The organism is Gordonibacter massiliensis (ex Traore et al. 2017), from assembly GCF_019731765.1.
Lineage (GTDB): Bacteria > Actinomycetota > Coriobacteriia > Coriobacteriales > Eggerthellaceae > Gordonibacter > Gordonibacter massiliensis.
In genome coordinates this window covers 13,079-26,875 of the sequence record NZ_JAASIO010000019.1, presented here as the reverse complement: position 1 = coordinate 26,875, position 13,797 = coordinate 13,079, and the positions used below count along the sequence as shown (strand labels likewise).

The 13,797-nt window shown below is 68.9% G+C and carries 12 protein-coding genes; 2 read left to right on the top strand and 10 right to left on the bottom strand.

Features of this window, described 5'->3' with window-relative positions; all coding sequences use genetic code 11:
* Position 1 precedes the first annotated feature (1 nt).
* The 7 genes from HCH03_RS15595 to HCH03_RS15565 form a co-directional block, all read right to left on the bottom strand.
* A complete protein-coding gene (locus HCH03_RS15595; protein WP_246600088.1) occupies positions 2 to 811 on the bottom strand; it encodes a transporter substrate-binding domain-containing protein in 810 nt (269 codons plus the stop codon).
* A gap of 368 nt (positions 812 to 1,179) precedes the next feature.
* Positions 1,180 to 2,382 carry an NADP-dependent isocitrate dehydrogenase gene (locus HCH03_RS15590; RefSeq protein WP_221690229.1) on the bottom strand — a complete coding sequence of 401 codons (1,203 nt, stop codon included), beginning with the start codon at positions 2,380 to 2,382 and terminating at the stop codon, positions 1,180 to 1,182.
* Between the two features lie 153 nt (positions 2,383 to 2,535).
* Complete coding sequence (locus tag HCH03_RS15585) at positions 2,536 to 3,408, bottom strand: ABC transporter ATP-binding protein (RefSeq protein ID WP_221690228.1); 873 nt, start codon at positions 3,406 to 3,408, stop codon at positions 2,536 to 2,538.
* A gap of 33 nt (positions 3,409 to 3,441) precedes the next feature.
* Positions 3,442 to 4,215 carry a hypothetical protein gene (locus HCH03_RS15580; protein WP_221690227.1) on the bottom strand — a complete coding sequence of 258 codons (774 nt, stop codon included), beginning with the start codon at positions 4,213 to 4,215 and terminating at the stop codon, positions 3,442 to 3,444.
* Positions 4,212 to 4,871: a hypothetical protein gene (locus tag HCH03_RS15575; RefSeq protein ID WP_221690226.1), complete on the bottom strand. Its 660-nt coding sequence runs from the start codon at positions 4,869 to 4,871 to the stop codon at positions 4,212 to 4,214. The genes HCH03_RS15580 and HCH03_RS15575 overlap by 4 nt, the downstream gene beginning before the upstream one ends.
* Positions 4,872 to 4,909: 38 nt before the next feature.
* Entirely contained in the window at positions 4,910 to 5,722 is an 813-nt protein-coding gene (locus HCH03_RS15570; RefSeq protein WP_221690225.1) for a hypothetical protein, read from the bottom strand.
* A complete protein-coding gene (locus HCH03_RS15565) occupies positions 5,719 to 6,279 on the bottom strand; it encodes an RNA polymerase sigma factor (RefSeq protein ID WP_221690224.1) in 561 nt (186 codons plus the stop codon). The genes HCH03_RS15570 and HCH03_RS15565 overlap by 4 nt, the downstream gene beginning before the upstream one ends.
* A 312-nt stretch (positions 6,280 to 6,591) precedes the next feature.
* Here HCH03_RS15565 and HCH03_RS15560 point away from each other — a divergent pair, with 312 nt between their 5' ends.
* A complete protein-coding gene (locus tag HCH03_RS15560; protein WP_221690223.1) occupies positions 6,592 to 7,242 on the top strand; it encodes a flavodoxin family protein in 651 nt (216 codons plus the stop codon).
* Positions 7,243 to 7,282: 40 nt separating this feature from the next.
* Here HCH03_RS15560 and HCH03_RS15555 read toward each other — a convergent pair whose 3' ends face one another.
* Positions 7,283 to 9,895 carry a DEAD/DEAH box helicase gene (locus tag HCH03_RS15555; RefSeq protein ID WP_221690222.1) on the bottom strand — a complete coding sequence of 871 codons (2,613 nt, stop codon included), beginning with the start codon at positions 9,893 to 9,895 and terminating at the stop codon, positions 7,283 to 7,285.
* Positions 9,896 to 10,315: 420 nt separating this feature from the next.
* On the opposite strand from HCH03_RS15555, the gene HCH03_RS15550 reads away from it, so the two are divergent.
* Positions 10,316 to 11,434: a hypothetical protein gene (locus tag HCH03_RS15550; protein WP_080142115.1), complete on the top strand. Its 1,119-nt coding sequence runs from the start codon at positions 10,316 to 10,318 to the stop codon at positions 11,432 to 11,434.
* A gap of 49 nt (positions 11,435 to 11,483) precedes the next feature.
* On the opposite strand, the gene HCH03_RS15545 is transcribed toward HCH03_RS15550, so the two are convergent.
* Positions 11,484 to 11,879, bottom strand: coding sequence for an MGMT family protein (locus HCH03_RS15545; RefSeq protein WP_368042466.1), 396 nt, complete (start codon positions 11,877 to 11,879; stop codon positions 11,484 to 11,486).
* A gap of 471 nt (positions 11,880 to 12,350) precedes the next feature.
* A complete protein-coding gene (locus HCH03_RS15540; RefSeq protein ID WP_221690221.1) occupies positions 12,351 to 13,754 on the bottom strand; it encodes a YhgE/Pip domain-containing protein in 1,404 nt (467 codons plus the stop codon).
* Positions 13,755 to 13,797: the final 43 nt, after the last annotated feature.

The window sequence follows — 13,797 nt, the reverse complement described above, 5'->3', positions numbered from 1 at the left end:
GTCAGTCCCACTTGTCCGTCAGCTCGGCGACCGTGCCGTCGTCGATCATCGCCTGAACGGCGTCGGAAACCGGCTTGCTCAGCTCGGAATCTTTCTGCGTGGCCACGCCGTAGCTCTGGGTGGCGATCTTGAAGCTGAGGACGCTGCGGTTGTCGTTCAGGTACGTATGGGCGATGCTGCCGTCCATGCAGGCGGCGTCGACGGTGCCCTCCTCCAGCGCCCGGCTCAGATCCCGATACGAGTCGAGCTGCACCAGGCGGAAGGTGTCGAACACCGTTTCCGCGTGATCCTCGGTCTGGGACACCACCTCGCCCGACGTGAAGCCCACGTCCGTCAACCTCTGAGCCAGCTGCGGAGCCGTGTTCGCTCCGGACATGGTGGCGATCGTCCCGCCCTTGAGCCCCTCGATGCTGGCGACGAGCGAGCTGTTCTCCACCATCATGATGGACGAGTCCTCGTAATACGCCGGGGAGAAGTCGAAGTTCTTCTCGCGCGACTCCGCGATGGAGTAGCAGGCGATCAGGCAATCGACCTCGCCGTTCTGCAGCAGGTCCTTGCGATTCTCAGGCAGCACGGTCACGAACTCCACGTCGGCGTACCCCAGCCGTTCGGCCAGCTCGTTGGCGATATCGATCTCCAAGCCGTAGTACTTGCCCGTGTCCTCGTTGAGGTACCCGAAGCCCACCACGTCGCTTCGCACGCCTACGCGCAGCGTCCCGTTGGCCGCCGTTCCCTTTCCGCCGTCGCCGGCGCATCCGGCCAGCCCCGCGAGCGCGCACGCAAGCGCGAGGGCGACAAGCAGGAACGCCATGCCCCTCCTCTTGCCAATTCCGCCCATCCTTCTCCTCCGATCCGCAAGAACCTTTGCCCCGTCTGCCGCGCGTCCGAACAAGCTTTCAGCGCGCGCGGGGCCCCTCGAAAGCAGCTGCGACCTGCTCCGGCGCTTTTGAGCGCGATTCGGTCGCCTATGCGTCGCCAAAACAGTAAGTATGCCAAAACGGGAAGAGGGCTAACATAGACGGGCGGGGATTCAATTTATTATTAAGGATTGACTATCCGGCTTTCAAGTCGCAGGTCAAAGGCATGCGAGCCACGGCGAACCGAGCGCCCGGCAACGCAAAGCGGCCCCGGCAGGGAGATCCCGCCGGGGCCGCTTCTGCGTTCAGTGAATGCGCGCCGTTACGCCTCCAGGCGCTTGGCCACGGCCAAGATGAAGTCGCGCGTGCTGAGCTTGACAGGGTCCGGCAGCGTGGTGATGAGCGCGAGGTCGCCCGTCATCTCGCCGGCCTCGATGGTGTCGAGCGTGGCCTTCTCCAAGCGGTCGGCGAACGCCACGAGGTCGTCGAGGCCGTCCAGCTCGCCGCGCTTGCGCAGCGCGCCCGACCACGCGAAGATGGTGGCCACCGAGTTCGTGGACGTCTCCTCGCCCTTGAGGTGCTTGTAGTAGTGGCGCTGCACCGTGCCGTGCGCGGCCTCGTACTCGTAATAGCCCTGGGGGCTCACCAGCACCGACGTCATCATGGCGAGCGAGCCGAACGCGCTCGAAACCATGTCGCTCATCACGTCGCCGTCGTAGTTCTTGCACGCCCAGATGAAGCCGCCGTCGGCCTTCATCACGCGCGCCACGGCGTCGTCGATGAGCGTGTAGAAGTACTCGATGCCGGCCTCCTCGAAGCGCGCGGCGTACTCGGCGTCGTATATCTCCTGGAAGACGTCCTTGAAACGGTGGTCGTACTTCTTGGAGATGGTGTCCTTCGTGGCGAACCAGATGTCCTGCCCCAGGTCGAGCGCGTACTCGAAGCAGCTGCGCGCGAAGCTCTCGATGGAGGCGTCCAGGTTGTGCATGCCCTGGGCCACGCCGGGGCCGTCGAATTCGTGCACGAGCTCGCGGGTCTCGGTGCCGTCGGCGGCGGTGTACACCAGTTCCACCGTGCCGGGACCGGGTATGCGCATCTCGGCGTTCTTGTACACGTCGCCGTAGGCGTGACGGGCGATGGTGATGGGCTTCGTCCAGTTGCGCACGCACGGCTCGATGCCCGCCACGGTGATGGGCGTGCGGAACACCGTGCCGTCAAGGATGGCGCGGATGGTGCCGTTGGGGCTCTTCCACATCTGCTTGAGGTCGTACTCGTCCATGCGCGCGGCATTCGGCGTGATGGTGGCGCACTTCACGGCCACTCCCAGGCGTTTCGTGGCCTCGGCGGAGTCCACCGTCACCTGGTCGTCGGTGGCGTTGCGATGCTCCAGGCCCAGATCGTAGTACTCGGTTTTCAAATCGATGTGCGGCTCCAGCAGCTCGTCTTTGATCATCTGCCAGATGATGCGCGTCATCTCGTCGCCGTCCATCTCCACCAGCGGCGTGGTCATCTGAATTTTCGCCATGGTCGCCCTTTCGTCCTCATACGGCCGCCCCCAACCCTCCGGGCACGGCAGACCCGTTTTCTCGTACCCGACCATGATACCCATCGAACGGCCACGCAGGCCACGTGGAAAGGCGATTTACAGCGCAAAGCCAAAAGGCGGCGGACAAGCGCCTCAGAGCCCCGCGCGGTCGTCGGCGGCCAGGGCCATGTAGCCGTCTTCGAGGGTTGGCTCGACGGGCTGCGACCCTGCGGGCGGCGCGGCGCTCACGATGCGGTAGCGCGTGCCCTCAGCCGTGGTGGCGGCGTTCACCACGACCGCGCCCGACGGCGGCGCCATGAGCGGCGGCGTGAGCCAGGTGCGGCCGTGAGCGCCGCCCGCGAGGCCCGCCGTGGCGCCGTCGTAGCGCAGCCGCCCCGCGCGCAGCACGCACACGTAAGGGCAGGTCTGCGCCACGTCGTCGAGGATATGGGTGGACAGGACCACCGTGCGGTCGCCGCCCAGCGTGGCGATGAGCGTGCGGAAGCGCATGCGCTCCTCGGGGTCGAGCCCGGCCGTGGGCTCGTCCACCACGAGCAGGCGCGGGTCGCCCATGAGCGCCTGCGCGATGCCCACGCGCCGCCGCATGCCGCCCGAAAAGCCGCCGATGCGCCGCCGGCGCACGTCGGCCAGCCCCACGCGCTCGATGAGCTCGTCGGCCTGGCGGCGCCGGGCGCGCTTGTCGTCCATGCCCTTGAGCACGCCCACGTAGTCGAGGAACTCCGGCGGCGTGAGGTTCGGATAGGGCTCGATGTCCTGCGGCAGGTACCCGAGGGTCTTCTTGAGCGCGCGGCGGTTGCGCGGCTCGGCGATGTCGCGGCCGTCCACCAGCACCCGCCCGCGGGTGGGGCCCACGATGCCGCACAGGATGCGCATGAGCGTGGTCTTGCCGGCGCCGTTGGGGCCGATGAGCCCGATCATGCCGGAGGGCAGGTCGAGCGTGAGATCGTCGAGGGCGCCGGGCTTCTTCGGGAAGTCCTTCCCCAGGTGGTCGAGGGAGATGAACATGGTGATCCTTTCCGTGAGGCGTGGGGCCAAACGTCAGCGGCGACGGTACGTGCGCCTGCGGGCGATGGCCCCGGCGACGGCCAGCAGCGCCGCCGCGACGGCGAACTTGAGCACGAGCAGGGCGAGCGCTTCGAGAGGCGTGGCGGATGCGGCCGGCCCCTGGTAATCGAGGAACGGCCGCGATCCGAAGAACGCCTGGCAGATCGGATCGGCAGCGACATGGACCTGAAAGCCGCCGCCCCCGTCCACCGGCACCGCGTGGAACGAGAGCGCGAACAGCGCCCCGAGCCACGCGGCGATGGCCGCGATGCGCGCGACGGCCTTCGGCAGCAGCGAGCCCGCCAGCGCCGACAGCGCCGCGGCGACGAGCGCGGCGGGAAGCACCACCCCGACGAACAGGACGACCGCCTGCAACGCCGCCCAGGCGTTGCCGTGCAGCATTTGCCCGCCCGCGCAGAACAGCAGCAGGGCGGCGGAAGGCAGCGCCATCACGCACAACGCGCCCGTCACGCGCGCAGCCGTCAACTCGGCCGCGCGCACGGGAGCGGAGGCCTCGACCTCCGAGATGCCCAGCCGCTCGGGCTCGGCGGCGAGGTCGGTGAAGGCCGCGGCGTACGCGACGGGCGGCAGCATGGCCAGCACCTGCGCCAAGAACACGAGGTCCGCAACGTCGCCCGTCTCGTACGCAAGGCCCTCGTTCAACGTCGTTCCCAGCGACAGCAGCGCCAGCAGCAGCGACACGATCCACACCGCGCGCTGCCGGGCGGCCATGCGGGCATGGGTTCGCGCGAGCGACAAGAACCTCATCGCGCACCTCCCAGCTTCTTCCATGCGTACTCGGGCGAGCCCAGGGCATGCCACGCGCACGCGCCGACCGCGAGCAGCACGAGCAGCGGCACCCCGCGCTGCAACGCGAGCGACGCCATGTTCGGGTCCCATATCAGCGCGAAGAACAGCCACACAAGCGCCACCACGAGCGTCGCCGACCGTCCGGAGCCCGCAAGCGCCGCCGCATACGCCACCAGCACCATGATGACCGCCCCGCCCGCCGGCGAAAGCGCGCTCGCCCAACCGGCGTCGTTGCACACCACGCCCAAAAGGTGCAGCGGCGCGAACAGCGCGAAGCCTCCGGCAGCCGCCGCCACCAGCAGCACGGCCGCGCGCATCGTCTGCACCGCGCGGAACCCCGCCGGCGTGGACGCGTGCAGCTCCACGAGCGCGTCGCCCGTGAACACGGCTGCGGCGCACAGGCCCGCCGCAGCGGCGTACAACGGCATGAGGACCAGCATAGCGAGCGAGGCCGACGCCGTTCCCGCCGCCAGCGCCCAGCACGAGCCCGCGAGCGCGATCAGCGCCGCCGTCGTGAGCGGCACGGCTATCCCCACGACCCGGACGCGCCGCACCTGCGCGCCCAGCAACGCCCACGGCGCCGAGCGGGCGCCGGCTCCATCCAAAGCATCCATGCGAAACCTCCTCGGATCCGTCTCGTCCCGTTCGCTCATCATGCCGACTCCAAGCGCGCGAGCGCCGCCCGCCGCGCCGTGGCCACCGCCGCCGCCAGCAAGGCGCAGCCCGCGACCACGGCGACCTCGGGCCCGATCGCGCTCTGGAGCCCGGCGAGCGCCGCGGCGAAGCCTCCGTCGGCCGCAGCACGCCCGACCGGCACCGCCAAAGGCACCGCCGCCGCGCCTGCGATGCCCGCCGCCCACGGCGAGCCCGTCCACACGGAGGCGAACGCCGAGACGCCCGCGACGGCGGCCAGCGGCGCCAGCCACGAGGACACCACGGCACCGAAGTCGAGCGGCGCGCCCCAGCAGGCGAACGCCGCCGACGCCGCAAGGCCGGCGAGCGCGTCGACGCCCAGCACCACCGCCAAGCGCGCGAGCAGCACCGTCTGCGGTCCGAGCGGCATGGCCAGCGTCAGCGCGTCGGCCGCGTCGGTCGAGAGCGCCGCCGTCACGGTGATCGCCGCGCCCAGCAGCAAAAACGCCGAGAACCACCAGGCGGCCTCGCCCGCTGCGCCGACGGAGGCGACGAAGCACGCCGCAACCGTAGCCGCCGCGGCCACGACCAGCGCCGCGGGCAGCACCGCCCGCGGGATCACGCGCACCTGCGCCGCGGCCAAGCTCGCGGCGAGCCGCGCGCTCTTGCGCGCCGACCAGGCGGGCGCCTCGAACGTCGACGGCTCCTCCTCGATGCGCGCCGCGATGCGCGCGAACGAAGGCACCTCCGCCGCGAGCACGCGCTCCTGTCGGCGCAGCGCCTCCTTCACGGCGGCGCCCGCCGCCTCCGACCTATCCGCTTCCACGCTCATAGCCGCCCTCCCAACATCTCCTGCACGAGCGCCCGCGCGCGCGACACGCGCGACTTCACCGTGCCCACCGGCACGTCGGTCACCTGCGCGATCTCCGCATACGGAAGCTCGTGCAGCCAAGCCAGGCGCACCGTCTCGGCCAGCGCGGGCGGCAGCGCGTCCAAGGCGGCCACGATCTCGTCCACCCCCGCCTGCTCCATGAGCGCGTCCGACGGACTGCCCGCTTCGTCGGCGAGCAACGTCGCGCCCTCGTCGAGCGGGCACTCCGCCGGGCGGACGCGCCGCATGCGCGCGCACGCCTGGCGCTTCGCGATGCCCAGCAGCCACGTAAGCACGCGGCTGTCGCCCCGGAACGCCGCGGCCGAGCGCCAGCAGCCCAGCCACACGTCGGCCGCCACCTCCTCGGCGACGCCGCGGTCGCCCAAACGCGCCGAGACGAACGCGAGCACGGCGGGCGCGTACAGGTCGTACAGGCCCTCCAGCGCGCTTTCGTCCCCGCGCGCGATGCGCGCGAGCGCCGAACGCGCCAGCGTGTCGTCCGCGTCCTGCCCGCCCATGCCACCGCCTTTCCGTCACTTTGCGTATCGATCGCCTGCAACCCCTTAGTAGCGCCGAAACGCCTTCAGGTTCACCAGTATGGGATATTTTTCTTGCAGAAAGCGCCGCGCAGCCGAGCAAACCCGCCCGCAGGCGCAAAGAGGGCCCGAGGCAGACGCCCCGAGTCCTCCGCCACCCCGAGCCGCCCGCCACCGCGTTTTCTCCGGGCCATGCGCCCAGCGCGCACGCTCCGGCGCGCGCTTGCGCGAAGGCCGGCCGAGCGCGATAATCGAGACTCCCCTACTTTCCCCGACAGAACAGGGAGGCCGCCCATGAAGGTGCTCGCCGTCAACGGAAGCCCGCGCAAGAACAGGAACACGGCAACGCTTCTCGAAGCGGCCCTCGAAGGCGCGACGTCCGTCGGCGCGCAGACCGAGCTTGTGCACCTGCGCGACCTGAACGGCAAGGGCTGCGCCAGCTGCTTCGCCTGCAAGCTGAAAGACGGCCGGTTCGTCGGGCGCTGCGCCCTGCGCGACGACCTCTCGCCTGTGCTCCAACGCGCCATGGAGAGCGACGTGGTGATTCTAGGATCGCCCATCTACCTGGGCGGCGTCACCGCCGCGACGAAGGCGTTCCTCGAGCGCCTCGTGTTCCCGTGCCTGTCCTACGACACGCCCGACCGCACGTGCTTCGAAGGGCGCATCGCCACCGGCTTCGTCTACGCCATGGGCATGCCGCACGACCGGGTGGAGGCAGCGGGCTATCCACACCTGTTCGAGGAGAACAAGCGCTACCTGGAGCTGCTGGGCGGCCCGTCCGAGTACGTGATCTCGGCCGACAACTACCAGTTCGACGACTACGCCCGCTACGCGGCCTCGAACTTCGACGAGCCCCACAAAGCCGCCGTCCGCGCCGAACGCTTCCCCCAAGAGCTCCAAGCCGCCCGCGCCATGGGCGCAAGGCTGTGCAAGCAAGCGGAATAACCCCGCCCGCCCCAAGCGCAAGCCGCAAGCGGAACCGCCGCTACTCCCCCAGCTCCTCCGCGAACCCCACGCGGAAGTTCTTGAACACGGCCTCGCCTTCCTCTTGCGTGGCGTCCAAATCCACGTCCGCCACGATGCCGAAGTCGTGGTCGCCGGCCTCGTCGCTGAATATCTGGCGCACGTGCCACACGCGGTCGGCCTTCTCGTCCCCCTCGTCGATGGCCAGGTAGGCCATCGAGCGGGCGTCCGCGTCGATGGCGATCTCCTCGTGCTCCTCGTAGTACGCGTCGAGCGCACGCTGCCAGCGCGGCTCGCCGCAGCCCCACTCCGCATCCAGCTGGCCCAGCTCGGACACGCGCCCCTGCGCCGCCAGCCGCACGCGGCGGAACAGCGCGTTGCGCACGAGCACGGTGAGGCCGCGGCGGTCGGCCACCACCGCGTCGCCCGTTTGCGGCGGCGCGGCATCCAGCAGCGATCCGGCGCTCTCCCATTCGTCCACCAGGCTCGAGTCCACCGAACGCACCACGAAGCCGAGCCACGCCACGATGTCCTCCAGGCGCTCGTCGCGCCGCTCGGCCGGAATCGTGCGATCGAGCACGCGGTACGCGTCGGCCAGGTAGCGCAAAAGCGTTCCCTCCGACCGAGCGATCTTGTAGCGGCCCACGTAGGTCTTGAAGTCCGACACCGTCTCCACCATGTCGCGCACCACCGACTTCGGCTCCAGCTGGAAGTCGCGCGCCCAGGGCACCTCCTCGCAGTAGCGCTCGAACGCGGCGTCCAGCAAATCCTCCAGCGGGCGCGGATACGTCACCTCGGCGATGCGCTCCATGCGCTCGTCGTACTCCACGCCGTCGGCCTTCATCTCGGCGATGGCCTTCTCGCGGCACGCGCGCTCCTGCGCGCGCAGCACCTGGCGCGGGTTCTCCAGCGTGGCCTCGGCCATGGAGATGACGTCGAGCGCGTAGCTCTCGTCCTCCGGGTCCAGCAGCTCAAGCGCCGCCAGCAAAAACGGCGACAGCGGCTGGTCCAGCGCGAAGTCCTCCGGCAGGTCCACCGTGGTCACGTATTCCACGGCGCCGTCCTCGCCCTCCAGGCGCTCCACCACGTCGGCGTTGATGAGCGTGTCGAATATCTCGTCGGCGCGCACCCGCAGCGCCGCCTTCTCCTCGTCGGTCTGCGCCGAGTCCGCTATCAGCTGGCGCACCCGGCCGTACGCGTCGCCGCCCTGCACCACCTCGGACAGCACCATGGAGTGCGTGATCTTCATACGCGGCTTCAGCGTTTCCGGCACGGCCTCGATCAGCCGCTCGAAGGTCTGCTTGTTCCACGTGACAAAGCCCTCAGGCGGCTGCCGCTTCTTGATCTTGCGGATCTTCTTCGGATCGTCGCCGGCCTTCGCCAAAAGCTTCGCGTTCTCGATGTCGTGCTCGGGCGCGAGCGCCACCACCATGCCCTCGGTGTCGAAGCCCGAGCGTCCGGCCCGCCCGACGATCTGGTGGAACTCGCGGGCGCGCAGCCGGCGCATGCGATGCCCGTCGAACTTCGTGAGCGCCGTGAGCACCACCGTGTGGATGGGCACGTTGATGCCCACGCCCAGCGTGTCCGTGCCGCAGATCACCGGCAGGAGCCCCTGCTGGGCCAGCTTCTCCACCAGCAGGCGGTAGCGCGGCAGCATGCCCGCGTGGTGCACGCCCACGCCGCTTGCCAGCAGGCGCTTGAGCGTCTTGCCGAACGCCGTGGTGAAGCGGGTGCCCTTCACGGCTTCCTTCACCTGCTCGCGCTGCTCCTTGCTGGCCACGCCGTAGCTCGACAGCGACTGCGCCGTGGCCAGCGCCGCGTCCTGCGAGAAGTGCACCAGGTACAGCGGAGCCTCGCCTTTGCGCAGCGCCAGCTCCACCGTGCCCTCCAGCGGCATCTCCACGTACTCGTAGGCCAGCGGCACGGGGCGCGGCGCATCGGCCACCACGTCGACGTCCACTCCGGTGCGCTCCTTAAGCGACGCGGCGATGTCGGTCACGTCGCCCAGCGTGGCGCTCATGAGCAGAAACTGCGTCTTCGGCAGCGTGAGCAGGGGAACTTGCCACGCCCACCCGCGGTCGGCGTCGCCGTAGAAGTGGAACTCGTCCATGGCCACGCAGCCCACGTCGGCGCGCTCCCCCTCGCGCAGCGCGAGGTTCGCCAGTATCTCGGCCGTGCAGCAGATGACGGGCGCGCCCGCGTTGATGTGCGCGTCACCCGTGATCATGCCCACGTTCTCGCGCCCCAGCAGCTCCACCAAATCGAAGAACTTCTCGCTCACGAGCGCCTTGATGGGGGCCGTGTAGTACGCGCGGCGCCCCGTGGCCAACGCCATGAAGTGCATGCCCAGCGCCACGAGCGACTTGCCCGACCCGGTAGGCGTGCCCAGGATGACGTGGTCGCCCACCATGAGGTCCATGAGCGCCTCTTCCTGGTGAGGCCACAGCTCGATGCCGCGCGCGGCCGTCCAGTCGAGGAACCGGTCGAGCGCCGCATCCGGCGTCAGCCAGGGCTCCGGCTCGGGCTCGCCCTCCTCGGGCTCCCACCACGTGGGCGCCAGCCGCCCGAGCGAGCCGTGCGCAAAGGCCGCGCCCTCGGAGGACTCCGTCGTTTCTTCTGCTGAGCGTTCAACCATGCGGGACAACCTCCGGGGGTTCGAAATCACGTCGAATGCGTATTCTACTCGCAACCGCCGCCGTGCGCCGGGGCAAGGGCAAAGTTCCCGGCTTTTGCGCTGCCCCGTTCGGCGCAAAAATCACCGATGTCCCCGTGCGGCAGTGCGCCCCAGAGTCGGACGGGCCGTTTCCGAATGGCGCCATCTGGGCAAACAGCCGTCATGTCGAACCATGCGAGCCCGCATGACCCCTTTCTGTCCGGCACCGAAGGGGGACATCGGTGATTTTTGCGCCGAACGCCTCCACCGCCGAGCCGCAACGCCCCCTCCGCTCAGGACGATAGGGGGAGGTTGCGCGGTTCGCATGCTGGTATAATCGTGCATCGAACAAAACCAGGGCGGGCGAAACCCCTCCCTTCCACCTCGACCAGGAGGTCGACCATGAGCTTCGCACTGAACCCCTACACCGCGCCCGACTTCGCGAAGGCCCCTTTCGCGGACGCGCCGGACGCCGTCATGGAGCCCGCCCCGAAAGACGGCGTGGCCCCGGAGGGCTACCACGCCCTGAGCGTGTACCCCGAGTACTTCAAAATCGACGGCGAGTGGCTGCTCGCCGAAGACAGCCGCATGGACTGCGTGCCCGTCTACGAGGACGGGAAGGTGTTCGTGCGCGAGTTCCGCCACCTCGAGCAGGGCGACCTCGTGGTGTGCGGCCGCACGGAAACGGGCGCGCACGGCATCTACGTCCACACCGACGGCTTCTGCCCCGCCGACTGCGGCACGGAGGCGCCGGAAGACGCGGGGCGTCGCGCGGACAACTTCGCCTTCCGCCTGGGACGCTCGCGGGAAACCGCGTTCTCCCGCGAATACGACGAGCTCTACGAGCTGTTGAAGTACGAGCGCGAGCACGGCTACATCGTGTGGGTCATGGGGCCGGCGTTCTCGTTCAACGGCTTCTCGCGCACCGCCTTCTCGAAGATCGTGGACGCGGGCTACGCCGACGCCGTGTTCGCCGGCAACGCGCTGGCCACGCACGATTTGGAGGGGTCGTACTTCCACACGGCGCTCGGACAGGACATCGAAACGCAGGAGAACCGCCCGCTCGGCCACTACAACCACCTGGACACCATCAACCGCGTGCGGTTCCACGGCTCCATCGCCCGGTTTATCGAGGAGGAACAGGTGACGGGCGGCATCATGTACGCGCTGGAGAAGAACAACGTGCCCTACGTGCTGGCCGGCTCCATCCGCGACGACGGCCCGATGCCCAGCGTGATCAGCAACGTCTACGAGGCGCAGGACGCCATGCGCCACCACCTGCGCAAGGCCACCACCGTCGTGTGCATGGCCACCATGCTGCACTCCATCGCCACCGGCAACATGACGCCGTCCTACCGCGTGCTGCCCGACGGCACCGTGCGCCAGGTGTACTTCTACTGCGTGGACATCGCCGAGTTCGCCGTCAACAAGCTCACCGACCGCGGGTCGCTGGCCTCGCGCGGCATCGTGACGAACGTGCAGGACTTCATCGCGAACGTGGCGAAGGGCCTGGGGCTGTAACGGACGCGGCCCGGCCGCCCTCGAAGCTCGACTGCGGTCGCTTGCACGCCTACCCGAGCGGCAGCGCCAGCTGCTCGGGCCCGCCGGGTTCGTCGAGCGGGGGCCAACGATGCCGCGCCATGTCGATGGTCTCGTCGTCCACGAACGTCACGCCCTCGTCTTCCAGAAGCTGCCGCTGCACGCGATGCCCGCCGAACGCGTAGGTGGGCGCGAGGGTCCCCTTGGCGTTCACGATGCGATGGCACGGCAGGTTCCACCCGCGCTGCACGCGGCTCATGGCGAACCCCACCTCGCGCGACGCCTTGGGATACCCCGCCAGCTCCGCGATGGTGCCGTACGTGCACACCGAGCCCGCCGGCACCCGGCGCACCTGCTCGTACACGCGCTCGAAGAACACGTCGTCCATCTCGATCATCCCCGAGCCCGCCGCCTCTGCATCCCGCACGACGCATCACCCCCTTGCCCGCCCCATCGGCTCCAAAACGCCCCAAAAGAGACCGGGCGCCTTGTAAGGCAAACGGGACAGGCGCCTTCCAAACGCCCTTTCGAAACCATGATACCCCAACCCGCCGCCCACGCCCGGCCTCCCCACTCTAACCCGATCGGGCACCTCTCGGTTCGCAGCGCAGAACGGCCCGAGCCGACATCGTTGCCGCACGAAAACCGGGGCTCAAGTCACGAAAATCACCGCTGTGAAGCGATCCCAGCGCCCGATTCGCTTCCGAAGAGCCTCCAACGCGTCGCCTTCTTGCTTCCCATGATCGTTCCCGCAGGTCGCGGCAACGCGAGCGAACCATAATCCGCGCGCATGGACTTCACAGCGGTGATTTTCGTGACTCGGGAGGCTTTTCCGCTGCAGAAGCAAAAAGAGGCGGGCCGAAGCCCGCCTCCCGGTTCGTGCGTTCTGCGAGATGCGCTAGGCGGCAGCAGCCTCCTTCGCAACCTTCTTTCCGGGGATGAGCGCCGCGATGCACGCCAGCACCGCACCGACCGCACCGACGATCACGAGCGGAGCGCTACCCACGTTCCAAGCGCCCGCATCCAGATACAGGATGGCGCGGATACCCTCGCTCATGAAGCGCTGCGGGGCCCACGGGTACACCCAGTCCTGCCAGAACGCCGGAAGGGCCTCGAAGGGGAACGTGCCCGTCATCATGCCCAAGGCAAAACCAATCACCGCCAGAAGGGCACCGAGCCCCGTGGAGATGTTGAACGCCCCGATGAACAGCAGCATCACGCAGAAGCTGGCAAGCCACATGAACGGCACGATAGCTCCCATGGGCGCCTCGATGCCCGCGACCCACAACAGCATGCAGTACGCGCACAGGCTGACGATCAGCGAGGCCGCAACGGCGTAGGCCGCCTGGATGCCGATAGACTGCCAGCGCGCGGCGCTCGGCTCGCCGGGCTTCTTCTTGAAGATACGGCTCAGGAACAAACCGGTCATCATCGAAACCATGAACAAGGGCATGATGGCAAGTTGGAGCGACACCATGCCGGACATCGGGTTCGCCGACGCGGCGTCGTCGCCGGCTGCGGAGCCGGTGTGGATGGTCTCGACGTCCACATCGACGCCCATCTGCTGGAACATCGACGAGATGCTCGTGCTCATTTGGCTCGCCACCAAGGGGCTTTTGGCCTTGTCGATGATCACCTTGAGCGCCGGGGCCTCCACCTCTTCGGCTTCCGTCGCGGTTTCCGACTGCCCGGCAAGCGCGGCCAGAGCGGCGGCCTGGTCGGAAGAGCCGGCCTGCCCCGCAGCGGCCAACGCCGCCGCCTGGTCGCCGCCCGCAGCGGCAGCCCCGCTTGCAGCCGCCGCCATGGCCGCCGCTTGATCGCCCGTGGAAGCGTCGCCGCCCGCGGCAGCGCCGCCGGCGGCGGCAGCCGCTGCCTGGGCTTGGGCCTGCGCTTGCGCGGCCATCAGAGCCTGGGCCTGCGCCAGCGACGCCTGCGTCTCGGCCTGCTTCGCGGCCATCTGCTGAGCGCTGAAGTCAGCGGGCACGATCAGCGCGCCGTAGTACTCGCCGTTCTCCAACGCCTCGTCCAACTCCTCTTGGCTGCCCACCTTCGTCCAGGCGATGGGCGACTCCTCGCCGTCCTCCGTCGCCGTCGAGGACGTTATACCCTCGATCATGGTCTCGCCAACGTTCATGGTGCCCTGCGGCGTCTCCACGCCCTCGTCGAGCGAGAGCACGGCGAACGGCAGCCCTTTCATCTCCATGTTCGCCATGGGGTAGAACATGACGGACATCACGCACGCCACCACGATGCCAAGCACCAGTGGCACCACGTATTTCGCTTTCCCGAGTCTCTCGAACATCGGAAGCCTCCTTCTCACCTACCGGCGGGCACTTGACCGGCCC